The following is a 25,419-nucleotide window of genomic DNA, read 5'->3' on the forward strand; positions in this document are numbered from 1 at the left end:
AGCTATGGCACAGATATTTTTAGTTATTTTACTGTTGCAGTTTTTGCAGACGCTTTTTGCTCTGCATCAGCAACATGTGTATCTAAACTTGCCAGTTTTTCTTTTTCCGCATCTGAAGAAAGTGATGCTTGCTGTGGGTCATATTGGCGTTCACGGATGAACAAGCCCGGAATAACACCTGCAATAAAGTAAGCAGCACCCATCACAATAAAGGCCATAGTGAACGATCCGCCAGCAGCAATCATACCAATGGTTGCTGGTGCTATGGCTGCGCCTAAACGTCCCATATTGTAAGCACCGCCAATAGCCGTTCCGCGTACATCCGTAGAGAAACTTTCTGCCATATACGTTGCATTTACACCGTATGGAATACCGTATAAGAAACCGAAAGTTACGAGTAAATAGGCGATGTTGGTTGGTGTGTTATAGAAAATGATGATCGGTAAGAATGCTGCCGTAGCTACCGTACCAAACACAAAGGTAATACGACGTCCAAATTTGTCAGCGGCATAGCCTGCTAAAATTTTACCCAGAATCATGGCGGTATATGCACCTACCATATAGCCAGTCATGGCTTTAAAGTTCATGCTGAGTTCAGTTTCTAAATACGTTGGCATCCAGTTGTTGACACCGTAATAACCGAATTGTAGAAATGCAGCGGTCGACATCCAAAAGAAGAACATTTTGCGATGATTGGTATGTCCAAAAATACGTTTATAAATACTTTCAGAAGGCGCATTTTGATTGGCTGCAGCATGTTGCTGTACAGGCTCAAGTTTTAATTCACGGCGTTTTAGCTGCTCAATTTTTGCTTCCTGCCAAGATTTTGGTTCAGGAACAAAACGCATAAAGATCAGGGCAAAAGCAGCAGGAATAATTGTGACATAAAATAGCATCCGCCAGCCGTGGTCTGGAATAATGGCACCCGCCATCAGTGTTGCAACGATATACCCCACGGTTTGACCGGTTTGCAAAGTCCCAAGTACCGTTGTTCGATATTTGGTTGGCACATATTCTGCCATGAGCGTATTACACGCCATGTAAAGAGAACCCAGTCCAAAAGCGCCAATAAAACGTAAAATTAAAAATTGTTCATAGCTTTGGGTAAAGCCTAAGATACAGGTCATGATCGAGAAAAATACGACCGACCAAGCAATGGTTTTCACACGGCCGAATTTATCGCACGCCCATCCACCCGAAATACCACCCAGCGCCATCCCTGCTAAAGAAGAACTACCAAGCATTCCGGCTTGAAATGTACTTAAACCAAATTCAGCCTTTAAACTGGTGAGACTGAATGACAGCAACATGATGTCTACACCATCAATCACCAAGGAAATAAAGGCAAAAATAAAAGCCATTTTCCAAGTGTTGCTGGTAATCCGATGCATCGTGCCCACGTTAGAAGGCAATTTGAGCGTTCCTGCTCCGTTTTGCATTTCGTTATTCATTTCCTTGTTCCTCATTTTCCCAAATGAGTCATCGACATTCCTATGTCTGCACATTTGCCTTTTTTATTCTTTTTATTTCATCACTGCTCAGGCTATTGCACAGAGTTACAAGAGTGTTTCACGATGAATCCTTTATTGATTAAGTTTATTTTTGCATAAAAAGTCTCTAAGGCACTCTATGCAGAGCGCCCTATTGATATTGAATTCAATTAGTTACTAAAAGCCGCGATGCCTGTTTGCGCACGACCTAAGATCAGTGCATGTACATCATGTGTTCCTTCATACGTGTTGACGACTTCGAGATTGACCAGATGGCGGGCAACACCAAACTCATCAGAAATGCCGTTACCTCCCATCATGTCACGCGCAACACGGGCAATATCTAAAGCCTTGCCACAGTTGTTACGTTTAATGAGTGATGTGCCTTCTACAGCAGCAATGCCTTCATCTTTCATACGTCCAAATCGAAGCGCAGCTTGTAGACCCAAGGCAATCTCAGTTTGCATATCCGCCAATTTCTTTTGAATCAACTGATTCGCAGCTAAAGGTCGGCCAAACTGTTTACGGTCCATAGTATATCGGTGCGCTGTATGCCAGCAGAATTCTGCGGCGCCCATTGCGCCCCAAGCGATACCATAACGAGCACTATTTAGACAGGTAAATGGACCTTTTAAACCACGTACTTCTGGAAAAGCATTCTCTTCAGGGACAAAGACATTGTCCATCACAATTTCACCGGTAATCGATGCACGTAAGCCAACTTTACCGTGAATTGCAGGAGCAGATAGACCTTCCCAGCCTTTTTCTAAAATAAAACCACGAATGTCACCAACATTACCTTCAGGCGATACTTCTTTCGCCCAAACAACAAACACGTCGGCAATTGGGCTGTTGGTAATCCACATTTTTGCACCCGTGAGACGATAGCCACCTTCGACTTTTTTTGCACGAGTAATCATGCTACCTGGGTCAGAGCCATGATCTGGTTCAGTTAAACCAAAACAGCCAATGTATTCGCCTGTTGCCAGTTTTGGTAGGTATTTCTGTTTTTGCTCTTCAGAGCCAAATTCATTAATTGGCACCATCACCAAAGAACTTTGAACGCTGGCCATTGAGCGGTAGCCAGAATCCACATATTCAATTTCACGCGCAACTAGACCGTAGCTAACATAGTTTAGACCTGCGCCGCCGTATTGCTCTGGAATCGTTGGGCCAAGTAAGCCAAGTTCGCCCATTTCTCGGAAAATAGATGCATCGGTTTTTTCATGGCGGAATTGTTCGAGTACACGTGGCTGTAAACGCTCTTGACAGTATGCATGCGCAGTATCGCGAATCATGCGTTCTTCTTCAGTTAATTGCTGTTCCAAAAGAAACGGATCTTGCCAGTTAAATTGTACTTTTGGTTTTTTTACATTGACCATTTGATTCATCGCATCCTCTGCTTTTTCGGGCTTTCTTTGTTTTATTTGATGCTATGTGTGAAAAGTGATTCATTCAAACGATTAATTTGCATGTAGATATGCGCCTTTCGCATACCTGAGCTTTGTTCACGGCGTGTTAAGCACTTTAGCCACTGATTTGAACTGCGGATTGCTTTATTTATAGACTATAGTGGTATATGAAAATCATTCTTATATGCCATTTTGTGATACCTATCGATAAAAAGGACTTTATCTATGCGGCGCAATATTCCGTCTTTGCAAAGCTTAATTTGCTTTGAATCTGCTGCAAAACACGCAAGTTATACGCATGCTTCTCAAGAGTTATTTATTACGCAAAGTGCCGTGTCACGCCAAATTCAGCAGCTTGAAGAGTACTTAGGTGTCATGCTATTTAGCCGAACACGTCACGGTGTCGATCTCACAGAAGCAGGCAAGCAATATGCAAAAAGTATTAAACCCTTTTTGCAAGGCATCGAAAAAAGCACCTCAGATATCATGACGCACAAAGGCTTAGGCGGTACTTTAAAGCTGGGCGTTGTGCCAACCTTTGCCACACGTTGGCTGTTGCCAAAATTACATAAATTAAATGCACAGCATCCTGAAATTACCGTGCATTTAGAAACCAGTACCAAACCTTTTTTATTTAATGAAAATGTCTTTGACGCGGCTATTTTTGCAGGAACGCAACAGCAAATTGAGCATTGGCCCGGCATTCAAGCGCATTATTTAATGGATGAAGAAGTGGTTCCCGTTTGTTCACCCAAATTGATTGAAAACAACTTTCCACTTGCGGAAATGACAGATGATCACAGTTTTAATTTAAGCGATGATGAATTGCTTCAATTGCCTTTATTACAGCAAACCACCCGTCCAAGTATTTGGCAAGAATGGTTTCAAGCCCATCAGCTTCAGCATCCCAAACCATTTGATGGTCAGCGACATGAACTATTTTCTATGCTTTCTGTGGCAGCCAGTCATGGCATGGGAATGGCACTGATTCCACAAATGCTGATTGAAGCAGAACTGAGAAAAAAAGAATTGGTGATTGCATCAAATAAAAAATTGCACGGTAGCCGAAAATATTATTTAGTCCACTCGAGCCAAGACAGTTCACCACAAATACAAAAATTTGTCGATTGGGTGCTACAAGAATTGCATCAACTAAGTTGAAGTAATCGCTATATTTTGAGTACAGTAAATTCGCTGAATTATTCGTTCAATACATGCAACCGTACGCATTGGACTAATCAATTAAAATATAAGGCTAAATATCTATGCAAAAAATTGTGGTGTTTTCAGGTGCCGGCATGAGCGCAGAAAGCGGCATCAATACCTTCCGTGATAGTGATGGTCTTTGGGAGCAGCATCGCATTGAAGATGTGGCCACACCTGAAGCTTGGGCACGCGATCCAGCTTTAGTACAGCGTTTTTATAATGAACGCCGTAAACATATTTTAGCCGCAGATCCTAATGCAGCGCATAAATTGATTGCTGAACTCGATGATTTTTTTGATGTACAAGTCATCACACAAAATATTGATGATCTACATGAACGTGCAGGCAGTCACAATGTACTGCATCTGCATGGCAATATTCGTTACGCAAAAAGCTCTGGCCCTCAGGCGCAATATACGCAGGAATTGTTTCCCATTGAAGGTGCAGATTTAAACTTAGACACCGACAAATGCCCTGAAGGATATCCTTTACGGCCACATGTAGTCTGGTTTGGCGAAGCAGTTCCTGCCTATGAAGATGCCAGTTTAAGTGTACAAACGGCAGATATTTTTATTGTGATTGGCACGAGTCTGGCTGTTTATCCTGTGGCTGGATTGATTCACGAAATCCCTGCCAACTGCCGTGCATTTTATATCGACCCGAAAGCAGATTATCAGCGTGTACCTGAGCAGTATCAATTGATTAAAGCTGGCGCGAGTGAAGGAATGAAAAAACTTTTTTTGCAATTGGTTGCGCCATAAAAGCACATTTTGGCATCAGTATCGATCAAAAAAACTAATATTGCCTGCTTCTTTTGCAGGCTTTTTGCTGTTTATAGCCTATCTAACTTTGCATAAGGCCAATAAAACACGGCATACAAGCGTTTGGCATTCAAATTGCTTAATAGTATTACGTTTTATTAAAAAAGTAATATTGGGGCTTGGTCAGTATGGGTTATGTCGCAAGAGAGCTCAGTCCAAAAAGTAAGCTATTGCTTGGCTTAGGATCATTTTTAATTCCTGTGCTCATTTGGTGTGCAGTGAGTTATTTGCCATTTTTATGGCATCCACAGGTGCAAATAACGCAGTCTGGCAGTGTGCCGTATTTTCAGGTCGATAGCCGTGTAGACAAAGCGGTGTTTTATGCCGAAGCACAATCTGCAGTGAATGCAGGTTTAGCACCACCTCAAGGTAAACTGGTCAATCCAATCTATTTACCTGCACCGCACGAAGTAGCAAAAGCATTAGTTACGGCTTTTATAACTCCACCTGCCCAACCTGATGCCCCATGGTTTCATCAAAGCTTATGGCACAGTATTAAAATTGTGTTCAGCGCTTTTTTTATTGCCTCTCTCATCGGTATTCCGCTAGGTATTCTTTGCGGTTTTTCTCAAAAAATATCACAACTGACCGAACCCTTTGTTGAGTTTTTCCGCTACTTGCCCGCTCCTGCTTTTGGTGCATTAGCCGTTGCGATTTTAGGCATTAATGATGCACCTAAAATCGCCATTATCGTGATTGGTACGCTGTTTCAGCAAATTCTAATTATTGCGAATACCACACGGATGGTAGACCGTGGCCTGATCGAAGCAGGTTTTACGCTAGGCACCAATAAATTGAAAAGCTTATTTCATGTGGTGATTCCAGCGGCGCTTCCTGACATTTACCGTGACTTGCGTGTATTGCTGGGCTGGGCTTGGACCTATCTGATCGTATCTGAACTAATCGGCACAACCTCTGGGATTACGTGGTTTATTACTCAACAAGCGCGTTACCAAAACTTTGACAATGTCTATGCCGCGATCCTCATCATTGGGGTGATTGGTTTAGTGTGCGATGTGGTGCTAATGAAACTCGGACAACGTCTATTTAAATGGAAAGCAGGAGCAAAATAATGAACAGCACAGAATTTAATGCCACCACTTATTTCGATGCAATTTATGCGCGCCCTGTCATTTTGGAAGCAAAAAAACTCACACAAAGTTTTAAACACGGCAAGACTGAGCGCACTATTTTAAATCAGTTGGATTTAAAGATTCATAAACGTGAATTTATCTGCGTGATTGGCCCATCGGGTTGCGGTAAATCGACTTTTAGCCGAATTGTGGCTGGGCTTGATCCTTACAGTAGCGGTGAATTGCTGGTCGATGGCCAAGCGATTGAAGGCCCAAGCCCTGAGCGTGGCATGGTGTTTCAAGGCTACACGCTTTTTCCATGGAAAACAGTCAAAGAAAATGTGATGTTCGGCCCTTTAATGAAAGGTGCCAGCAATGCTTCGGCTGAATCCAGCGCCCGCGAATGGATTGATATTATTGGTCTAGAAAAATACCAAGATCAGTACCCGCATGAGCTTTCTGGTGGGATGAAACAGCGCGTTGCCATTGCCCGCGCATTGGTCAATGAACCCAAAATATTATTGATGGATGAGCCGTTTGGCGCGCTTGACCCGCATACCCGCCAAAAAATGCAAAAACATTTAATGGATCTTTGGCAAAACATTGATATCACGATTATTTTTGTGACCCACGATATGGATGAAGCGATTCTATTGGCGGATCGTATTGTGGCGCTCAAAGCCAATCCTGGTGAAATTAAGGAAATTATTGAGGTGAACTTACCACGCCCAAGAAATCCTGAACTCATGCTGAGTCCTGAATTTAAACAACTGCGCGAACGGGTGGATTTCTTGGTACATGCGCAGGAAGACGAGCTCGACCCAGCGATGGAAAACCTACCAAAAATTCCGCGTATGACCCAAGTCAGTACGCAAAAATAACTGGATCAATCCCTCTTCATCTTTAGGACGGCCTAAATGATGTACTACAGCGTTGGACGGCCAACATCATAGGAATTGAAGATGAATGAATCTTATGTTTTGCCACTTGTTGATATATCGAAAATGCAAAGCACTGAATTGTCAGAACGCTTAGAAGTAGCCTCTGCGTTGGATCAAGCCTGTAAAGATGTTGGTTTTCTATATTTAAAAGGTGATCAGTTCAATTTTGATTTTGCGACATCACTGATTCAGGTGGCAAAGCGCTATTTCCAACAAGAAACTGCCAGAAAAATGCAACACTATATTGGGCTGTCGAAAAATCACAGTGGCTATGTGCCAATTGGTGAAGAACAGTTTGCAGGCAACAGCTATGACTTAAAAGAAGCCTATGACATCAATTATGATTACCACGGCGAAACGACGGCATTTCCCTTGCTGAGCCCTACGTTATGGCCAGATGATGCCACATTTAAAAGTACGGTCAGTGATTATTACCACCATTTACGTAGTATCAGCGAACAAATTTTTCAGGCCTTTGCTTTAGCATTGAATGTAGATGAGCATTTTTTTGATTGCAAAATTACCCATCCGACCAGCCAACTGCGTCTAATCCATTATCCCTATAACCCTGAAGTTAAAGATGCCGAAGGTATTGGCGCACATACAGACTATGAATGTTTTACACTGCTCTTGCCGACGGCACCGGGTTTACAGGTACTCAATAAACAAGGTGAATGGATGGATATTCCATTGATTGAAAATACCTTGGTGATGAATATTGGCGACATGATGGAAATTTTGTCGAATGGCAAATATTTGGCCACCAAACACCGTGTTAAAAAAGTCCCTGAAGAACGCTACTCTTTCCCTCTGTTCTGTACCTGTAATTACGACACGATCATTGAGCCTGTACATTCTACTGACGCGCCCAAATATCAGCCCTTAATTGGCGGTGAGCATTTATTTAATCAAACCGCGCAAACCTTTAATTATCTTAAAAAACGTATCGCTTCAGGAGAGCTGAGTCTAAGAAATGCTGTGCCGTTGTCATCATTTGGTATGGATGAAAATACAGAAGTGCAAGGAGCAAGCGCATGAATCTATTTCAAGCTTTAAAACAGCTTCCAGCCAGCCAAGAGGTTTCAGGTCCTATTCCAGACTATTTATATGGTGCTTTTCGCCGTAAAAGCATTAGTTTTTCGAATGGATTAATGGATGAAAAAACCATTGTGTATTGGTTTCAGTCACGTAGTTTCACCATCGATCTACGTTTAAAAAGCCGTGAAAATACGCCAGTGAATGAACGTCAAGGCTGGATTGGCAACACTCTTTGGGATGCTGAACAGCAATTATTGTCTTGGGACGTTAAAGCACACTCAAATTATCAAAATCATGTGCAATGGCCAGAACTTGCAAAACTACATGCGATTGGCAACTGTATTTTAGAATTCTCTCCAAGCAATGCGTATGTCGAAGACTGGCGTCAACAAGTGCATGAAGGGTTATTTTTAGGCCTGCGCTTGAAGTCAGCTTTAGATGTAGAAAGCCATCAGCCATTGCAGATTGATGGCGGTTTAATTATTTGTGATAAGCATGTGGCCTTTGCACGGAGCCGTTTACCTACAGATCAGCAAACTGTTGCCAGCATCGATATATCATCTGCACCTACTATGTATGAAACGGTGATTGAAAGCTTTGAAGTATCCATCGCTGTAGATGGTCTGCATAAGCACTATACAACGACTTCATCTCAGCAAGATCAACCACTTAACTTTGATCATTTCAAAGTTATTGATGAAACACATTTAATGCAAAACGTCATTATTAATGGTCAAGCAATACAGCTGATGTTCGAGGTGGATATTTATGTTCCGCATTATGCATTTCAGCGTCGCACTGATACCACGACAGAAAGTACAGATTGGTTGCAAAATGAAAAACAGCACCTCTTGTACCATGCCGTAGAATGTCTATAGGAAATCAATGTCGTTTATATATTTGCTCATCGCAATCATTGCTGAAGTGATTGCCACGTCCGCCTTAAAAGCCAGCAATGGCTTTACTGAACTAGTACCGATTATTTTTACCGTATTGGGCTATGCCATTGCACTCTTCTTTTTAGGTTTGACCTTTAAATCAATTCCTATGGGATTGGCCTACGCCATGTGGTCTGCTGCCGGCATTGTACTTATTTCTTGTGTGGGCTGGATTGTGTTTAAACAAAATTTAGACCTGCCTGCCATGATTGGTTTGGCCTTTATTTTATTGGGTATTGTGATTATTAATGTTTTTTCTAAAAGCACAGAGCTTTGAAATGTCAGTTTTAAAATGAATTTTTTAAATAATATCTCTGAAATTTTAAAGACTTAAATTGCTTTAAATAAAAATGCTCTAGCTTGCTGTTGCACACTAGAGCATACGCTTCGAATGAATTAACTGTGATCAGTCGGCTTCTATAAAATGCCTTTCACTAGAAAAAAGCATCCAACAATACATAACAGCACCGCAAAACATTTTTTCAGTACTGCTGGTGAAAGCGCATGCGCAGTTTTCGCGCCATATTTAGCCGTAAAGAAACTCATCACACTAATGCCCAAAAAGGCATAGATATGAATAAAGCCAATGGTATTTGGAATTTCAACTTGCTGTTTCATACCAAAAAACATAAAGCCTAATGCACCAGCAATGGCAATGGGTAAACCGCAAGCCGCAGACGTCCCGACCGCTTTTTGCATCACCACGCCATTTGCCGTTAAATACGGTACCGTAATACTACCGCCGCCAATCCCGAAGATGGCCGATGCAACGCCGATACCCGAACCTGCTGCAATTTGTTTAGCTGTAGATGGCAGTGTTTTGTTGGGATGGACTGGCTTTTTTGCACCCATAAACATGGTATAAGCCACCCAAAGTAAAAACACACCGACAATCATTTGCAGATGTAAGCCTGACAGCCAGCCTGCAATACCCGCGCCTGCAAAACAACCAATCGCCATAGGCGGAGCTAAATTTTTAAATACAGGCCAAATCACAGCGCCATTTTTATTATGCGCCATCAATGAACTGATAGACGTCACAACAATCGTAGCCAAAGATGTGCCGAGCGCCAAATGCATAATCACATCGGGACTATAACCCATTTGGCTAAAAACAATATAGAGCAATGGCACAATGATAGTACCGCCGCCAACGCCAAACAGCCCCGCAGCAAAACCTGCAAATGCGCCAATAATTAAGAAAGTAATGAGTTCCACGAAATAGATACTTTTAAAGTGATGTATTGAAGAAGTCTGACTGGTTTAAGCCAACTCCACTTGACCCACAGCATGATAAGCGCGGTTGAAATATACCAAGCTTTCCTCCTGCTGACTTTGCTTGATTGCAACCACACGGCACATAAACACACTGTGCGTACCCACTTCTTGAATCTGTTCAATCTGACAGTCAAAACTGACCAAAGCATCTTTTAATATCGGTGAACCTGTTTCTAATACAGTCCAAGAACCCAATTTAAAACGCTCTTCCGAATTGAATTTGCTTGAAGCAAAAGCATTGGAAATTTGCTCATGCTGTGCGCCTAAAACATTGACAGAAAGAACTTTATTTTCAAGAAAATGCGCATGAGAACGAGATGATTGATTCATACAAACCAGCAAAGTTGGCGGTGTATCTGTCACACTGCATACTGCTGATGCTGTAAATCCATGCATGCCTGCTTCACCCTCAGTCGTAATCACGTTGACTGCAGTCGTCAATAAAGACATTGCATTTCTAAAATCAGTTGCTTCAATCATCTCTTCAATCTCAATGGTCTATATGGCTTATCTCTTTCTCAGGTTTGGGCAATAGCAAATTTAATTTCCTTATTGCCCTTACATGAAATTGAGTCAGCTCGAATTTATGCGGTCAATTCTTGGCGAATAATAGCTGCGCCTGCGCTTAGCGCATTTAGTTTGCCTTGCGCCACGTGGCGAGGTAAAGGCGCCATACCGCAGTTTGTTGAAGGATATAGCTTGTCGGCATCTACAAACTGAAGCGCTTTGCGTAATGTATTTGCTACTTCTTCTGCTGTTTCAACCTGATTGGTTGCTACATCAATGGCGCCAACCATCACTTTTTTACCGCGGATGAGTTCAATCAAATCCATCGGTACACGAGAGTTTTGGCATTCAAGCGAGATGATATCGAGCTTCGATTGCTGCAATTTCGGGAATGATTCTTCGTATTGGCGCCATTCATTACCTAAAGTTTGTTTCCAATCAGTATTGGCTTTAATACCGTAACCATAGCAAATGTGAACTGCTGTTTCGCATTTCAAACCTTCAAGCGCACGCTCTAAGGTCGCAATACCCCAGTCATTGACTTCATCAAAAAATACGTTAAACGCAGGCTCATCAAATTGAATAATATCCACGCCTGCCGCTTCAAGCTCTAACGCTTCTTGATTCAGGATTTTAGCAAATTCCCAAGCCAATTTTTCACGGCTCTTGTAATGACCATCATACAAAGTATCAATCATCGTCATCGGGCCTGGCAAAGCCCATTTGATCGGCTGATTGGTTTGGCTGCGTAAGAATTTTGCATCATCAACAAACACTGCTTTCTTACGAGATACTTCACCGACCACAGACGGTACACTTGCATCATAACGATTACGAATACGCATCGTTTCACGCTTTTCGAAATCTACACCTTCAAGATGTTCAATAAATGTGGTTACAAAATGCTGACGGGTTTGTTCGCCATCGCTGACAATATCAATGCCTGCATGGATTTGTTCATGCAAAGATAATTTCAACGCATCACGCTTTGCATCTAATAATTCTTCGCCTTCAAGTTTCCATGCTGACCACAATTTTTCAGGTTCAGCCAGCCAAGACGGTTTAGGTAAGCTGCCAGCAGTTGAAGTTGGGAGTAAAATGGCCATATTCGATCTTCTATCTCTATTTTCTTTAAAACGGGTGGTTTAACTCACCCGTGTTTCATCTATTTGCGTGATTTAAAATTAAGCTGCGGCTGCATTTTCAATACTAAAATTAGCCGCCCACTCATTCAGAATGTCTTTATATGGCTGGATAAAGTTCTCTTCTGTCCATTTGCCCTGTTTAACCGCCAACTGACCACGTTCAACACGGTCATACACAATACGGGTTAATGAATAATCACCAAAGCTTAAACTTGGTTGATACACTAAACCTGCTGTCGCATTGGTATTGTAAATTTCAGGACGGTAGATTTTTTGGAAGCTTTCCATGGTGCTGATCGCGCTGATCAGTTCGAAATCTGTATAGTCGCTCAGCAAGTTATTTGCTGAATAAAATGCCAATGGTGCAGTCGCATTTTCAGGTTTGAAGTAACGAACGCTTAAGCCCATTTTTGCAAAATAATCATCTGTACGGGAGTGATCATCATTGGTGTATTCCACACCTAAGATCGGATGCACATTTGCAGTACGGTAATAGGTTTTTGTCGTTGAAATACTTAAACAGATGACAGGTTGTTTCTTAAATTCAGCTTTAAATACCTCTGAATTGATCAAGTGTTGATATAGCTTTCCATGTAAATCGCCAAAATCTTCAGGTTTTTCATTGAACTTACAACCGAGTGCTGGTAATACCACGCTGAAGTCATAGTCACGTACATACGATGAAAAACTGTTGCCGATCATGCCTTCAATGCGTTCATTGGTTTTATGGTCGATGATGGTGCTCTTTAAAGTTTCAATAAATGGGAAAGTTTGACCATTGCCTTCCACATCGAGTTCAGCCGAAATGATGTCAATTTCAAGTGAATAACGATCTGCATTTGGGTTGTCACAAGTAGCTAAACTATTGAAACGGTTATTAATCATTGCCAAAGTACGGCGCAGATTCTCTTCACGGTGTTCACCACGTGCCAAATTGGCAAAGTTCGTTGTTAAACGTGTATTGTCAGCTGGTTTATAGTTTTCATCAAAGCAGATACGTTTGATTGAACATGCAAATTTATGACTCATGAAGATTCACTACCCTAAAATTAAAAATAATCAAAATTTCTGTATGAAGTAATTTATACGTGAAACTTAAGATGAATAAAAATGATTTAACCTCAACTCAAAGTGAGATAAATTCATGTTTAAGATTTAAATACAATGAATTTTCTTCAACTATGCATCATTCAACTGGCGATAAAAAAACTGCCACCCAGGTAGCATTTAAATTTTATTTAATATAAATAAGGGCTTAAAAAAAATTCAATGAAAATTTTTTCATTCAAACACACATCTGAAATGTGTCGAATCGTACAGATTGGCTCACTATCTCCACTCTCAAAATTCAGCGGATTTATTCATTAGGGTGAATTTTTCTAACTGTAAAATGAAAAAAGATCAAATCACTAATTGTTTTAATATTGAACCTGTAACACTAATATACTTTTGTCCTGAGCTATAAAGTTCTTAAACCTTGCCATAAATAGATAAATCAAATATGAAATAAGCATATATTCATGTCGTTTCAGCTTTTTAGTCAATATACTGAATATGACTCAACTTGTACTTAGAAAAAACCAGCATATTCGAGCTTTGGTATGTTAAGGAATCGCTAAAATATTCGGTTTATACTTATACCTTCTTAAAATCCTGTCTAATAAATTAGAACGTCAGACACTGACTCTCCCAGTAGGTCATGACAAGCTTTTACTCCACTCTTGCTGTTTCACCATGCTCTGGCGAAGTCATGGAAACATTAATTGAATCAGGTATCGATTTTTCAATTTTCTTTTACAATCCCAATATTCATCCTGTGAAAGAATATGAAATCCGTAAAGAGGAAAATATCCGCTTTGCCGAGAAACATAACATTCCGTTTATTGACTCTGACTATGACACAGACAATTGGTTTGCTCGCGCTAAAGGTATGAAAATGAGCCTGAAAAAGGCATTCGTTGCACGATGTGTTTTGATATGCGCTTCGAGCGTACTGCACTTTATGCGGCAGAACAAGGTTTTAGCTTAATTAGTAGCTCACTGGGAATTTCACGCTGGAAAAATATGAAGCAGATTAATGACTGTGGTCATCGCTCCGCTTCACATTATGAAGGCATAAGTTATTGGGACTATAACTGGCATAAAAATGGTGGCGCTGTGCGAATGCTAGAGATCAATAAAAATGAGGAATTTTACCAGCAAGAATATTGTGGGTGCGTATATTCACTGCGTGATACCAACCGCTGCCGTATGAGTCATGGCCGTGACTGTATCAAACTGGGTGTAAAGTTTTACTCAAATGCCATGGATGAAGAAGCTTGAGTTCTGCACTTCATTATTTGCATTGATATTAAATTGATAATGTTAAGCCCTGAAGAATTTATACTATTCAGGGCTTATTTTTATTTACGTTTCAACTTATTTCAGTTCTTCAACCAAAGCTGGATAGATTGATCCATCGACATCCATTTCAGTTTTATAAATGCCATTAGCAACATTAAATTTATTTACGTGGTAACTAGAGCCATAAATTGAGTCAAAACCAGTTCCTTTTTTAAAGACTTGTTTGTTAGCAGCTAAATCCAGTAAATGTGTCCCGCCAATAAACTGTTCATATTGTGCAGGATCTACGCCGACACGGGTCGACATAATTTTCACTGCATCTGCATGCGTTGCAGGGTCGTTGATGTATTTAACCGTTTTATCCCAAACCTGAATGATTTTTTTCCACTCTTCTTTGTTGGCAGATAAATGTGTCATGTTGACGGTTAATGTGTCGTAAATCAGACCGGGTTTATCTTTCGATGTATAAATGATTTTAGATCCAGCAACAGCTTTCAGCGCTTGATTTGCGACCGGTTGCCACACGGCAATCGCTGCAATATCAGGACTGGCAAATACTTGTGGCAGCTCATTGGTCATAGTGTTGACCAACTTCACATCAGAGGCTTGAATTTTTGCATCATCCAACGCCGTCGCCAAAAGCAAATGATCAACCAAGCCTTTTTCTGTCGCGACACTTTTACCTTTTAAATCGGCAAGGCTATTGATGCCATCTTTAGCAATGATGACATCATTACCCGCAGAATAGTCCGTCGCCATAATCATGACGCCTTTCGTGCCGCCAGAACCCGTAACCAAGTTGTCGCCGTTGGTGACCAAAACAGCATCCAACTGATTTGCTGCAAATGCAGATAGTGAGGCTGAATAATCAAACCATTTAAAGTCTACATTGACACCGGCTTCTTTCAACCAGCCTTTTTCAATAGCAACTTGCCAAGCGACAAAACCAGGCCAGTCGCTATATCCGATCGTGATGGCTTTTGTATTGACTGTGCCTTCTGCTTGCGCGTTTGGTTCAGGTGTTTTGGCCGTATTGTCACAGCCACCTAGTAAGATAGCGGTCACAACGGATGCAGATAAGCAGGCTTTTTTGATCATAGTGCGATTTCCCCGATGGCATTACAGTTAAATTTGGTATTGGTATACAAAAACGATGGTGTATTCGGATTGCTGACAGATTTAGCATTGTGCTTTGCACGATTTGGTCTTTGGTTACCTGCATTAGCATGTGCTTGCTGTTGGTCTGTGATTTGGTCCTTAAACTGACCTTGTGATCGATATAATTGACCCATTTTAAAACTCCTTAATTCTTTGCATTTTGCGGAATTGGCGGCATTACAGCGTCCATCAACTCCAAATGTCCTTTAATCACACCCTTAAGTGCTGAAAAATGCTGACTGATGACTTTTAGCTCTGAACTAACGCCTTGCAGAATCATGACTTCTAAAATCTTGTGGTCATCGAGTTGAATATGCAGCGAGCTCACCACTTGTTCTAAAAACTGCTGCTGTAAATCTAAAAGCTGAATACGTAGCGCCGTACTACTTGCGTCATAAAGTAAGGTAAATGTGCCAACCATCACTTCGTTGCGCTGCTCCTGATCGGCAATCAGATGCTTATTGATCATGTCGACAATGGCCTGAGAACGGCTTTCATAATGCTGATCGACAATTTTTTGATCCAAAGCATCGACTGTTTTTTCAGGCACGGTAATACTGATACGCGCCAGCTTTTGTTTAGGCACTGTTTTTCCTTATTTTTTTTGCTGAATATAGAAACCCGCACGGGCGCTCAGTAACTCAATAAAAAATTGCTTTAATTGATGCAGAAATGTTGCAGATTGATGGCGGTTCATATGCATCTCCTGTTTGAGTAATACAAAATATTTATTTCGTAATATCGATAGAAATGCAGAATCTGTGCCAAGTGAGAAATACAAAAAATGATCGATTATTTTGTTCTTTTAACTTTCTTTTAAATTTTACTGTTCATGATTTGTGCAATAAATGCACTCATCGAGACCCCTTTGCACTATTGCTGCGATGTATTATTTGATGAAAGACTATTTCTAAAGGTCGTTGTTCTTAAACAAGAGCATTGACCGGCATGTAACAAACTTGAAGTTCAATTTATTTCATCAACATTGAACATCATTTATACTGATTGATCTATCTATTCATCACTCAACGCCTATGAAGTATTTCAGCTGCGCGGTCTGTTCTAACCAAATCTTTTTTGCCAATTCACACTGTGTCAATTGTCAGACTGCGCTGGGTTATATTGCCTCTGAAAAGCAAATGGGCTGTTTTGACAAGCATAGCAGTACGTTATGGCTTGCATTAAATCCTGAAATAAAGGGAAAACGCTTTAAACCTTGTCATAATTATCAGCATCATCAGGTTTGCAACTGGATGGTACCTGCTGACAGTGACGAAATTTATTGTGAGTCTTGCCTGCTCACGCATACCATTCCCAACTTAGATAACCCAGACCATATTGTGTACTGGGCACGATTGGAACATGCCAAACGGCGTTTTTTATATTTGATGCAGCAACTGAATACCATGCCGCGTCCTAAACGCAGTCAAGATGACCGTTTTGGACTTCGTTTTGATTTTTTGATGCCAACAGAAAATACACCAGTCATGACCGGTCATGCCAATGGCATTATTACCTTAAATGCCAGTGAAGCAGATGTGATTTACCGCGAAACAACGCGTATAAAAATGGGTGAAAACTACCGTACACTTCTAGGTCATTTTAGACATGAAAGCGGTCATTATTATTTTGATTTGATCAAACATTTACACCCAGAGCTGATTGATGAATTTCGGGAACTATTTGGTGATGAACGACAAGATTATAGTGAAGCTTTGAAACGACATTATAATGACGGTGCGCCACAAAATTGGGCGGATTACTATGTCAGTTCATATGCCAGTACGCATCCTTGGGAAGATTGGGCGGAAACATGGGCGCATTATTTGCATATGATGGACACCCTAGAAACAGCCTACTATGCAGGATTAGTGGTCAAAACCAATAAGTCGGATTTGAATAATTTAGAATTAAAAGAAAACCCGATTGGCGCTCAGGATTTTGACCTACTACTGCAACACTGGATGACCTTGACCTTTAATTTAAATGCGTTGAACCGCAGCATGGGCTTAGATGATGCATATCCATTTACATTGTCGAATCCAGTATTGGATAAATTACGATTCATTCACCACAAACTGCTCAACATGACCTTAAAAAACCAGCAGCACAATTAGATTAAATTTAATACGTGATATTGTTTGAACCTCAGATCAACTTTTCTGTATTACAGCATTCGTACATTAGCTTATAGAAAGGATGTATACGTAGTAATTTTCTTGGATTGAGCGCTGTAACACCTGCCCTATTTTTACTATTTTATAAAGGTTAAAATAACAAAAAATAGATGCCTGTGACCTTTCCAATGATGCCTTTCATGCATTTACCAGCTCGTTTTATGTGTATCATCAGCCTGAGTTTGCTCAGTGGATGCCAATTGGTCAAATTACAAGAAAATCAACTCAGTGCGTCACTAAATAATAAAACAGATAGCATATTAACCCATCAGAAGCTCAGTACATTTAGCCATCAAATCCTGTTAATGGTGAATGAAAGCGACCAATCTTGTTTAAATGCGCTTGAAAGCTGTATTCACAAAATGCGTAATAATGAAACTTTAGATATTGCTCAAGTCTATGCCGCAGCAAGTGAGCTGTACATGGCACGTGCTTTAAGAGCCGATCAAAATCCACAATGCAAAAAAAGCTTAAAACAACACAGCGGAAAATTAGCTTCACGCAAAATAAAAATGTGTATGGATCAACAGCTTGCAGACTTGGATTTCAGTCTGCGCTACAGCTATGTCTATCTATTTAAATCCGCTCAAGCCCCAGAAGAACGCTTATTTGATTTGCGTCAGGGACAAGTCCGCACCTTTTATAATGTGGCTTTATCACGTTTAATCACCTCATCATTTACCCGTTTTGACTATCAGCAAATGCCTGAAAGTTTAATGCTGGGTTCATCGCTTTATCATTTTAACTATGAGCATTATCCTGAAATCAAAAATGCGGACATTGATAAATTACTGTCGAGCTATAATTTTAATTTTTCAGGCTTAAAAACCATTAACCGTCAGGAAGGAATTGGTTCTGAATTTGTCTTAGTCAAAAAAGCCACGGATCTGTCTGCTGCCCAGCCTTTTGTACTAGACCCTGAACAATATTATTCAAATAAACCCAACCCCAATATCCATACAGCACGCTATTTATCTGTCAGTGCGATCGCAGAGCCTGCCAAGACCAATAGCAGCATTAGTGAAATTTTGTCGCCGCAATCAGACTTTAAGGTTGAATTATTTAATCCCTATCAATTTAAAAAGGCAAAAATTGAATCTCAGCCCTATACACTAACAGCCAATTATTCTGTGCCTTATGGACTTTGGTTAGCCGAAAATAAATTAGGACAATCTGGCTATTGGACACTTCTGAATAAGGAAGAACATTTGCGCATGCCACATGTGTTTATGTTAGAGCCATATCAACCCAATAAAAAAATTATTGTTATGGTTCACGGTTTAGCCAGCAGTCCTGAAACTTGGATTGGTTTGACCAATAACATCATGGGTGATCAAAAACTGCGTGATCATTACCAAGTTTGGCAAGTGTTTTACTCAACCAATATGCCAATATTTGAGAGTCGTTTTCAAATCAATACTTTACTCAAACAGGCATTTGCAACTGTTCAGCCCAATACGCCATCGGCTCAGGATGCTGTCATTATCGGACATAGTATGGGCGGTATCATCAGTCGTTTATTGGTTAGCGATGCTGATATTTCCGCTCAAGCTATTCCACTCATGAACTATGAACAAAACACACAGTTACAACGTCATCCAATTATCCGCGATCGTTTTGTCTTTAAACCATTGAAGCCAGTTAGTCGTGCAATTTTCATTGCCGCACCGCATCATGGTACTGACTATGCAGACCGCTGGTTTACCAATTTGGCGAAAAAAATCGTAGTATTGCCTTTAAGTTTTTTAAATGATGTCAATGTTGAAATCCCGAATGCAAAAAATTCAACGATGGGCCTGATTAAGTCTGGGCCAGCAGATTTAAGTCAAAAATCACGTTTTATGCTGTTGTCTGCTGACATCATGCCTAATAAAGATATTCCTTATCATTCTATTATGGGGAATCAGACGCAAAGTAATGAACCGAGCAAAATGTCGGATGGCATTGTTCCCTATACAAGTTCTCATCTAGATGGCGCGGTGTCTGAAAAGATATTCAATGGTGGACATTCCATCCATGAGTCTCCAGATGCCATTTTAGAGTTGCGACGCATTTTGAGAGAACATTTGGACAATGAAGCGTTGAATCAATAACGATCAAATTGCTTTATGTATTTATAAATTATCTTTTAAAAGCAGTGTTTTATTGCTAAATTAGCTTTATATTTTGGGGGCTTTATGACAGAAAAATTATACTTTTGGGCTGAAAGTTTAAAATTTTATAGTTTGGATAATTAAATGAAAAAAGGTCAATCAATAGAAGTTAAAAGGCTAAACTTTTTTATTAGTAAAAACCGACTCATGGGAAATCTATTTTTAGATAAAAAATATAAAATTAAAGATTTTTCCTTTCCATTATAAACATAACGAGAGCATGAAAAATGTTTAAATTTTTAGAGATGTTTAAAAAGAAGCAACCTTATACAATTCCAACTGTTAAGCCAACTACAATACATAAAAAAGACGATAAAACACAGCATGATCTATTTTTAACAGAATTAGAAAACTTATTAGCTTCTTCTAATTTATTCAAAGTTCAGTACATCAAGAAATACCTGAATCTGTACAAAACCTATAAGCCTTTTACAGGTAAAGACCACAATTTGCTTAGCAAGCAACCTTATTTTCTTGAGTCTTTAACGGATGAAGCCCAACAATTTAAGAAAAATGAAATAAAGAGCTATGCAAAAAATATAATTCTATTAGCCAATCGAAGGGCTTATGCAAAAGTAACTCTGAATAGGTTTAAAGAAGACAATTTATTCCAAGAAGTGTCTTTGATCTTTCCTAAAAATGAGCTGATATGTGAAAAAATAATTGCTCAGAAAAGAAAGTATCACAATAAAACGATACCTATCTCAAAAGTTCCCATATTTCCTGTAATCACCTGTATTAAGTGTCCTGCTTGCCATCTTGGTATCATGTATAAACCTTATATAAAAATTTAAGAAATTAATTGAATTTATTAATTATTTTAATGAGTTATTAATTATACTTTGAGATTAATTTATATAAAATAAAATTGCTTAAAGGATTTAAAAATGAGACCTAATTGCCCTGTCTGTAATAGCATTCAAACTAAACTGACTTCCCAAAATAGTATTTTTATACCATTTAGCAATTATAAGTGTAAAAATTGTGGTCATGATTTCGTACTTAAACATCAGAAAAAGAAAGGTGGGTGTTTATGGTCAATTGTTAAATTCACTCTTAGCGCTCTATTCTTAGGGTTCATTTTAATATGGCTATTCAAAGACGAATTACCTCAGCAGTCTAATACTAAAACTCATGATACTTCCGAACAGATGCTTTTATCAGAAAACACCCATTATGAAGATGAAACAAATGGTATTAATGATATGGAACCAAAACAATCCATTAAAGATAGTCTTGATCCTTCTGATACCTTAAGTATTAAAACAGAAATCTGAAAGTCCGAATAAACCTATCTTTAGACTATAAAGTTGCAATAAAAAAACCGCCCTTACAGACGGTCTTTTTTAATTAAACATTAAACCCGATATGTTTACCTGTAGGCAATTCGACATCAATACGAAGTTTCCCACCCATTGCTTCCACATATTTTTTCATGGTTGAGATTTTTAAATCATTACCACGGTTTTCAATTGCAGAAAGCGAAGGCTGTTTTATCCCTAAAGTTTCTGCTAGCTCTTTTTGTGAAATTTCTAACTCTTCACGAATCATGTGAAGATGCTGTTCAAGCATCAGTTCTTCTGCCATTTTCTGAATACGAGCTTGGCTTTCAGCAGAGCGAGCTGCCAATAACTCTTGTAAACTTTTAGCCATGTTAGGAATCTCCTAAACTCTTTAAATGCAAAGTATATTGCTCATCAGCAATTGCCAGCATTTCTGTATAAAAACGCTTTTTACCGCTTTTATCACCAATGCATAACACAATCGCTTGTCTTAATGGATCAAAAGCAAAGAAAGCTCGAATCGGTTTGCCACGGTGTTGCACACGAAGTTCTTTCATATTGGTATATTTAGAATCATATACAGTGTCCACCAAAGGTCGACCTAAGCTTGGCCCTTGTGATTGCAACACCACCAAAGCTGCCAAGACCTTTTCGTGTGTCGAATCGTCTTGCTGAGCAAGCCATTCATTAAATACATCTGTGGTCAATACTGCCCACATAGCACAACCAAAATATAGACTATAAGCTATATCATAATTTAATCGAGTAAACACTGCAAATAAAAAACCGCCCTCACGGACGGTCTTAAAATTGCCTCCTTTTTTAAAGGAGGGTTAGTGAGGATTTTTTATGCCACTGGCGACAACGTAAACAACACTTGCCCTGTTTTCACTGTTTGCCCTTTCTCAATAGTAATTTCAGAAACCATCATCCGCTCAGGTGCAATAATGGGGATTTCGATTTTCATAGCTTCAATTACAGCTAAGGTTGCACCTTCTTCCACAATATCACCTGACTTGCATTCAATTTTCCAAATACTGCCCGGCATGTGCGATTCCACAGCACAGCCACCATCAGGTATTTGAATATCGCTATCATCGGTTACAGCATCTAAGCTTTCAGAAACATATTCTGCAAGTCCGGCTTCATGCCAACGACGACGTTCTTCATCAAAATTGGCTTGTTGGACAGATTTAAATGCAGAGATTGATTCGGCATTTTCAGTCAAAAAGTCATTGTATTCTTTGAGGTTCAGTACACCTTCTTCTACACGCAGTTTTAAGCGACCCGCTTTAAAGTCCTCTCGCATTTGCATAAGTTCAGTTTCAGACACTTCATAGAATTTAATTTGGTCAAAGAAGCGCAATAACCACGGCTTGCCTTGTTCAAAGTCGGCATTTTTACGGTAGCGTGACCACATTTGCGTGGTACGACCAACAAACTGATAGCCCCCCGGACCTTCCATGCCGTAGACACACATATATGCACCGCCAATACCCACGGCATTTTCAGGTGTCCAAGTTCGTGCAGGATTATATTTGGTGGTGACTAAACGCTGACGCGGATCAAGTGGCGTTGCCACAGGTGCGCCTAAGTACACATCGCCCAAGCCCATGACCAAATAACTTGCGTCATAAACCACATCTTTGACCGCTTGTTTGTCTTTTAAACCATTAATACGACGGATAAACTCAATATTATCAGGACACCATGGTGCATCTGGACGTACCGTTTGCATATAACGCTCTGTCGCTAGCTGGGTTTGTGAATCTTCCCAAGCGAGTGGTAAATACACAGTCCGTGACGGTACTTGCATCTCAGTCACATCAGGCAGTTCAGCTTCAGCGACTTGCAGTAAACGAAGTAAATCAATTTGATCAAGCTTGATCGAATCAAAATGAATTTGCAGCGAACGAATCCCCGGTGTGAGATCAATAATCCCTGTGATATTTTGCTTTTGAACCCATTGCATGAGTGCATGAATACGGAAGCGTAAGTTTAGATCAAGCACCAACTCACCATATTCCACCAACATGTAGTTGTTTCCGGCAGGACGATACACCACATCAGGCGCACCATTTTCACCTTTTAAGGTATCAAGCACGGCATTTTTTAAGGTTGCGAGTTCAGGATAGAACGACTCATCAAATGCGACAGCTTGGGTATCTGAAGCTTCTAGTTGCGCATGATATTTTTCATTCAGCATTTTGGCTTGGTAATAGCTCACAGGCACAAATTTAACTTTGTCACCGGCTTTCAATTGACCTAATTTCCATAGCTCAGAATGAATCACCACCGCAGGACAAACGAAACCACCGAGACTTGGACCATCTGGACCCAAGATAATCGGCATATCACCAGTGAAATCAATCGCACCAATGGCATAAGCATTGTCATGAATATTGGATGGATGCAGACCTGCTTCACCACCATCCTCACGTGCCCATTCCGGTTTTGGCCCGATTAAACGAATACCGGTACGGCTTGAGTTAAAGTGAATCTCAAAAGTATTGGCAAAGAAAGTATCAATGTCATTTTTGGTAAAGAAATCAGGCGCACCATGTGGGCCATACATCACCGCAATTTCCCATTCATGGCTAAATGAAGGCACTTGTTCAGGTGCAAGAGCTTTAATTTCATCGCTTGTGAATGCTGTAATTGGGAGCATATCGCCAATCAGTAAGTTACGCCCGGCATGACCACCAAACTGCCCCAAGGTAAAAGTCGCTTGTGAGCCGAGATATTCAGGCACATTCAGACCACCTTTGATGCCGATATAAGTACGGCAACCTGTCGCGATTTTGCCACATTTTAAAATCTGACCTTTACACACATTGACGGTTTGCCACATTGGCACAGACTGACCATCTAAAGTCGACGGCATATCACCGCCGGCAAGTACGATTTGGCTGTCACAATGGAATTTTAAGGTTGGCCCTTGTAGGGTACATTCAAGCCCTGCAGTGTTATAGGCATTACCAAGCAACTGGTTTGCAACATTCAGTGATAATGGATCTATCGCACCTGAGGGTGGCACACCGACATCCCAGTACCCCAAACGACCTGTCACATCTTGCACAGAAGTTTGAATGCCTGATTGCAACACTTCAATTTTTTGAGTTTTCCACTCGAATGTATTTAAGAAACGTGTGGTTTGCGTACCGGCTTTAAATACATCGCAGTCGATAATATTTTGTAGATATTCAAGATTGGTTTCGATGCCTGCAACCGATGTTTTGGCAAGTGTTTCGGTCATGGCTTGAATTGCTGAATCGCGGTCATCTGCCTTGACAATGATTTTGGCAATCATCGGGTCATAAAATGACGATACATTGGAACCTGTTTCCACCCAAGTTTCATTGCGGGCATGGCTATCAAACTCGACATGTGTAAGTAAACCTGCATTTGGCTGGAAGTTCTTGATCGGGTCTTCGGCATATAAACGTACTTGAATCGAATGACCTCTCGATTCAAGTTCTGCTGTTGGTGCAATCCAATCGCCACTACCGAGAGTCACCATCCATTCCACAAGGTCTACACCAAAGACTTGCTCTGTCACACCGTGTTCAACTTGCAGGCGTGTATTCACTTCTAAGAAATAGAATTCCTGTGTGTCGGTATCCATGACAAATTCAACCGTACCCGCAGAACGGTACTTCACCGACTGCATCAATTGAATTGCGACATTTTGGATATAAGCACGTTGTTCATCATTGATATGCGGTGCCGGGGTTTCCTCAATTACTTTTTGGTTACGGCGCTGTACCGAACAATCACGCTCACCCAGTGCAATCACTTGACCTTTGCCATCACCAAAAATTTGTACTTCGATGTGACGGGCATTTTGCACGAATTTTTCGAGGTACAAGCCTGCATCTTTAAAGTTGGCTTGGGCAAGATATGAAACCGTAGAATAAGCATCTTTCAGCTCTTCTTCATTCCACACCAAACGCATGCCAATACCGCCACCGCCTGCGGTACTTTTCAGCATGACTGGATAGCCAATGCGTGCTGCTTCAACTAACGCTTCTGCTTCATCTGCCAAAAGCTGACTGCCCGGCAATAAAGGCACATTGGCTTGAATCGCAAGTTCTCGCGCCGTATGTTTTAAGCCAAAGGATTTCATTTGCGCCGAATTTGGCCCTAAAAATACTATGCCTTGAGCTTCACAGAGATCACAAAATTCTGCATTTTCAGACAAGAAACCATAGCCCGGATGAATCGCTTCTGCACCTGTTTGTTTTGCGACTTCTAAAATTTTATCGACATTTAAATAGCTTTGGCTGGCAGGACTATCACCAATAAATACTGCTTCATCCGCCAAGGTCACATGCAAAGAATCACGGTCTGCTTCGGAATACACAGCAACAGATTGAATGCCTAATTTTTTGAGTGTACGGATCACTCGACACGCGATTGCACCACGGTTGGCAATGAGGACTTTATTGAACATGGT

General features: G+C 40.5%; 23 protein-coding genes and 1 pseudogene. 12 read left to right on the forward strand and 12 right to left on the reverse strand.

Annotation, left to right across the window (positions count from 1 at the left end; genetic code table 11):
* Positions 1-23 precede the first annotated feature (23 nt).
* Together FTU80_RS10490 and FTU80_RS10495 are read right to left on the reverse strand one after the other, a co-directional pair.
* Positions 24-1,451: an MFS transporter gene (locus FTU80_RS10490; RefSeq protein ID WP_180084996.1), complete on the reverse strand. Its 1,428-nt coding sequence runs from the start codon at positions 1,449-1,451 to the stop codon at positions 24-26.
* 209 nt (positions 1,452-1,660) lie between these two features.
* Positions 1,661-2,881: an acyl-CoA dehydrogenase gene (locus FTU80_RS10495; RefSeq protein WP_180084997.1), complete on the reverse strand. Its 1,221-nt coding sequence runs from the start codon at positions 2,879-2,881 to the stop codon at positions 1,661-1,663.
* A gap of 246 nt (positions 2,882-3,127) precedes the next feature.
* On the opposite strand from FTU80_RS10495, the gene FTU80_RS10500 reads away from it, so the two are divergent.
* The 7 genes from FTU80_RS10500 (at position 3,128) to FTU80_RS10530 (ending at position 9,196) form a co-directional block, all read left to right on the forward strand.
* Complete coding sequence (locus FTU80_RS10500) at positions 3,128-4,063, forward strand: LysR substrate-binding domain-containing protein (RefSeq protein ID WP_180064227.1); 936 nt, start codon at positions 3,128-3,130, stop codon at positions 4,061-4,063.
* A 104-nt stretch (positions 4,064-4,167) separates the two neighbouring features.
* A complete protein-coding gene (locus FTU80_RS10505) occupies positions 4,168-4,869 on the forward strand; it encodes an NAD-dependent deacylase (protein ID WP_180084998.1) in 702 nt (233 codons plus the stop codon).
* A 188-nt stretch (positions 4,870-5,057) separates the two neighbouring features.
* Complete coding sequence (locus FTU80_RS10510; RefSeq protein WP_168377501.1) at positions 5,058-6,002, forward strand: ABC transporter permease; 945 nt, start codon at positions 5,058-5,060, stop codon at positions 6,000-6,002.
* On the forward strand, positions 6,002-6,883 hold the full coding sequence (locus FTU80_RS10515; protein WP_180084999.1) for an ABC transporter ATP-binding protein: 882 nt from the start codon (positions 6,002-6,004) through the stop codon (positions 6,881-6,883). Before FTU80_RS10510 ends, FTU80_RS10515 begins: the two co-directional genes overlap by 1 nt.
* 81 nt (positions 6,884-6,964) lie before the next feature.
* Positions 6,965-7,981 (forward strand): isopenicillin N synthase family oxygenase, encoded by a 1,017-nt coding sequence (locus FTU80_RS10520; protein WP_180085000.1) that lies wholly within the window; start codon positions 6,965-6,967, stop codon positions 7,979-7,981.
* Positions 7,978-8,859 carry a hypothetical protein gene (locus FTU80_RS10525; protein ID WP_180085001.1) on the forward strand — a complete coding sequence of 294 codons (882 nt, stop codon included), beginning with the start codon at positions 7,978-7,980 and terminating at the stop codon, positions 8,857-8,859. Before FTU80_RS10520 ends, FTU80_RS10525 begins: the two co-directional genes overlap by 4 nt.
* A gap of 7 nt (positions 8,860-8,866) precedes the next feature.
* The gene (locus FTU80_RS10530; RefSeq protein WP_168377505.1) at positions 8,867-9,196 is read left to right on the forward strand and encodes a multidrug efflux SMR transporter; all 330 of its coding nucleotides are present in this window, start codon (positions 8,867-8,869) and stop codon (positions 9,194-9,196) included.
* A 140-nt stretch (positions 9,197-9,336) separates the two neighbouring features.
* On the opposite strand, the gene FTU80_RS10535 is transcribed toward FTU80_RS10530, so the two are convergent.
* From FTU80_RS10535 to FTU80_RS10550, 4 genes are all read right to left on the reverse strand, one after another.
* Positions 9,337-10,137 (reverse strand): sulfite exporter TauE/SafE family protein, encoded by an 801-nt coding sequence (locus FTU80_RS10535; protein WP_180085002.1) that lies wholly within the window; start codon positions 10,135-10,137, stop codon positions 9,337-9,339.
* 45 nt (positions 10,138-10,182) lie between these two features.
* The gene (locus FTU80_RS10540) at positions 10,183-10,677 is read right to left on the reverse strand and encodes a flavin reductase (RefSeq protein WP_180023652.1); all 495 of its coding nucleotides are present in this window, start codon (positions 10,675-10,677) and stop codon (positions 10,183-10,185) included.
* A 104-nt stretch (positions 10,678-10,781) separates the two neighbouring features.
* Positions 10,782-11,810 carry a methionine synthase gene (locus tag FTU80_RS10545; RefSeq protein ID WP_106984404.1) on the reverse strand — a complete coding sequence of 343 codons (1,029 nt, stop codon included), beginning with the start codon at positions 11,808-11,810 and terminating at the stop codon, positions 10,782-10,784.
* Positions 11,811-11,888: 78 nt separating this feature from the next.
* Complete coding sequence (locus FTU80_RS10550; protein WP_180085003.1) at positions 11,889-12,878, reverse strand: putative oxygenase MesX; 990 nt, start codon at positions 12,876-12,878, stop codon at positions 11,889-11,891.
* A 624-nt stretch (positions 12,879-13,502) separates the two neighbouring features.
* Between FTU80_RS10550 and FTU80_RS10555 the strand changes: the two are divergent.
* A pseudogene (locus FTU80_RS10555) lies at positions 13,503-14,171 on the forward strand (epoxyqueuosine reductase QueH).
* Between the two features lie 96 nt (positions 14,172-14,267).
* On the opposite strand, the gene FTU80_RS10560 reads toward FTU80_RS10555, so the two are convergent.
* From FTU80_RS10560 to FTU80_RS10570, 3 genes are read right to left on the reverse strand one after another with little or no spacing between them, the layout of a single operon-like run.
* Positions 14,268-15,290 (reverse strand): ABC transporter substrate-binding protein, encoded by a 1,023-nt coding sequence (locus FTU80_RS10560; protein ID WP_180085004.1) that lies wholly within the window; start codon positions 15,288-15,290, stop codon positions 14,268-14,270.
* Positions 15,287-15,484: a hypothetical protein gene (locus tag FTU80_RS10565; protein ID WP_180085005.1), complete on the reverse strand. Its 198-nt coding sequence runs from the start codon at positions 15,482-15,484 to the stop codon at positions 15,287-15,289. Before FTU80_RS10565 ends, FTU80_RS10560 begins: the two co-directional genes overlap by 4 nt.
* 11 nt (positions 15,485-15,495) lie before the next feature.
* Positions 15,496-15,936: a CopG family ribbon-helix-helix protein gene (locus FTU80_RS10570; protein WP_078190923.1), complete on the reverse strand. Its 441-nt coding sequence runs from the start codon at positions 15,934-15,936 to the stop codon at positions 15,496-15,498.
* Between the two features lie 448 nt (positions 15,937-16,384).
* Here FTU80_RS10570 and FTU80_RS10575 point away from each other — a divergent pair, with 448 nt between their 5' ends.
* From FTU80_RS10575 to FTU80_RS10590, 4 genes are all read left to right on the forward strand, one after another.
* The gene (locus tag FTU80_RS10575) at positions 16,385-17,467 is read left to right on the forward strand and encodes a putative zinc-binding metallopeptidase (protein ID WP_180085006.1); all 1,083 of its coding nucleotides are present in this window, start codon (positions 16,385-16,387) and stop codon (positions 17,465-17,467) included.
* Between the two features lie 200 nt (positions 17,468-17,667).
* Positions 17,668-19,620: a triacylglycerol lipase gene (locus FTU80_RS10580; protein ID WP_257221491.1), complete on the forward strand. Its 1,953-nt coding sequence runs from the start codon at positions 17,668-17,670 to the stop codon at positions 19,618-19,620.
* A gap of 287 nt (positions 19,621-19,907) precedes the next feature.
* Complete coding sequence (locus FTU80_RS10585) at positions 19,908-20,474, forward strand: hypothetical protein (RefSeq protein WP_180085008.1); 567 nt, start codon at positions 19,908-19,910, stop codon at positions 20,472-20,474.
* A gap of 93 nt (positions 20,475-20,567) precedes the next feature.
* Positions 20,568-20,957, forward strand: coding sequence for a hypothetical protein (locus tag FTU80_RS10590; RefSeq protein ID WP_180085009.1), 390 nt, complete (start codon positions 20,568-20,570; stop codon positions 20,955-20,957).
* A gap of 73 nt (positions 20,958-21,030) precedes the next feature.
* Here the strand turns inward: FTU80_RS10590 and FTU80_RS10595 are convergent, their stop codons facing one another.
* The 3 genes from FTU80_RS10595 to uca form a co-directional block, all read right to left on the reverse strand.
* The gene (locus FTU80_RS10595; protein ID WP_180085010.1) at positions 21,031-21,333 is read right to left on the reverse strand and encodes a helix-turn-helix domain-containing protein; all 303 of its coding nucleotides are present in this window, start codon (positions 21,331-21,333) and stop codon (positions 21,031-21,033) included.
* A gap of 1 nt (position 21,334) precedes the next feature.
* Complete coding sequence (locus FTU80_RS10600; protein WP_180085011.1) at positions 21,335-21,682, reverse strand: type II toxin-antitoxin system RelE/ParE family toxin; 348 nt, start codon at positions 21,680-21,682, stop codon at positions 21,335-21,337.
* Between the two features lie 128 nt (positions 21,683-21,810).
* Positions 21,811-25,416, reverse strand: a complete 3,606-nt coding sequence (gene uca / locus FTU80_RS10605; RefSeq protein ID WP_180085012.1) for an urea carboxylase — start codon at positions 25,414-25,416, stop codon at positions 21,811-21,813.
* Positions 25,417-25,419 lie beyond the last annotated feature (3 nt).

This window comes from Acinetobacter sp. YH12145 (assembly GCF_013418335.1).
Taxonomy (GTDB): domain Bacteria; phylum Pseudomonadota; class Gammaproteobacteria; order Pseudomonadales; family Moraxellaceae; genus Acinetobacter; species Acinetobacter amyesii.

Excerpts from the sequence above, each read along its gene's own strand:
- FTU80_RS10490 (WP_180084996.1), bottom strand. The coding sequence starts at position 1,451 with ATGAATAACGAAATGCAAAACGGAGCAGGAACGCTCAAATTGCCTTCT.
- FTU80_RS10495 (WP_180084997.1), bottom strand. The coding sequence starts at position 2,881 with ATGAATCAAATGGTCAATGTAAAAAAACCAAAAGTACAATTTAACTGG.
- FTU80_RS10500 (WP_180064227.1), top strand. The coding sequence starts at position 3,128 with ATGCGGCGCAATATTCCGTCTTTGCAAAGCTTAATTTGCTTTGAATCT.
- FTU80_RS10505 (WP_180084998.1), top strand. The coding sequence starts at position 4,168 with ATGCAAAAAATTGTGGTGTTTTCAGGTGCCGGCATGAGCGCAGAAAGC.
- FTU80_RS10510 (WP_168377501.1), top strand. The coding sequence starts at position 5,058 with ATGGGTTATGTCGCAAGAGAGCTCAGTCCAAAAAGTAAGCTATTGCTT.
- FTU80_RS10515 (WP_180084999.1), top strand. The coding sequence starts at position 6,002 with ATGAACAGCACAGAATTTAATGCCACCACTTATTTCGATGCAATTTAT.
- FTU80_RS10520 (WP_180085000.1), top strand. The coding sequence starts at position 6,965 with ATGAATGAATCTTATGTTTTGCCACTTGTTGATATATCGAAAATGCAA.
- FTU80_RS10525 (WP_180085001.1), top strand. The coding sequence starts at position 7,978 with ATGAATCTATTTCAAGCTTTAAAACAGCTTCCAGCCAGCCAAGAGGTT.
- FTU80_RS10530 (WP_168377505.1), top strand. The coding sequence starts at position 8,867 with ATGTCGTTTATATATTTGCTCATCGCAATCATTGCTGAAGTGATTGCC.
- FTU80_RS10540 (WP_180023652.1), bottom strand. The coding sequence starts at position 10,677 with ATGATTGAAGCAACTGATTTTAGAAATGCAATGTCTTTATTGACGACT.
- FTU80_RS10545 (WP_106984404.1), bottom strand. The coding sequence starts at position 11,810 with ATGGCCATTTTACTCCCAACTTCAACTGCTGGCAGCTTACCTAAACCG.
- FTU80_RS10550 (WP_180085003.1), bottom strand. The coding sequence starts at position 12,878 with ATGAGTCATAAATTTGCATGTTCAATCAAACGTATCTGCTTTGATGAA.
- FTU80_RS10560 (WP_180085004.1), bottom strand. The coding sequence starts at position 15,290 with ATGATCAAAAAAGCCTGCTTATCTGCATCCGTTGTGACCGCTATCTTA.
- FTU80_RS10565 (WP_180085005.1), bottom strand. The coding sequence starts at position 15,484 with ATGGGTCAATTATATCGATCACAAGGTCAGTTTAAGGACCAAATCACA.
- FTU80_RS10575 (WP_180085006.1), top strand. The coding sequence starts at position 16,385 with ATGAAGTATTTCAGCTGCGCGGTCTGTTCTAACCAAATCTTTTTTGCC.
- FTU80_RS10580 (WP_257221491.1), top strand. The coding sequence starts at position 17,668 with ATGCATTTACCAGCTCGTTTTATGTGTATCATCAGCCTGAGTTTGCTC.
- FTU80_RS10585 (WP_180085008.1), top strand. The coding sequence starts at position 19,908 with ATGTTTAAATTTTTAGAGATGTTTAAAAAGAAGCAACCTTATACAATT.
- FTU80_RS10590 (WP_180085009.1), top strand. The coding sequence starts at position 20,568 with ATGAGACCTAATTGCCCTGTCTGTAATAGCATTCAAACTAAACTGACT.
- FTU80_RS10595 (WP_180085010.1), bottom strand. The coding sequence starts at position 21,333 with ATGGCTAAAAGTTTACAAGAGTTATTGGCAGCTCGCTCTGCTGAAAGC.
- FTU80_RS10600 (WP_180085011.1), bottom strand. The coding sequence starts at position 21,682 with ATGTGGGCAGTATTGACCACAGATGTATTTAATGAATGGCTTGCTCAG.
- uca (WP_180085012.1), bottom strand. The coding sequence starts at position 25,416 with ATGTTCAATAAAGTCCTCATTGCCAACCGTGGTGCAATCGCGTGTCGA.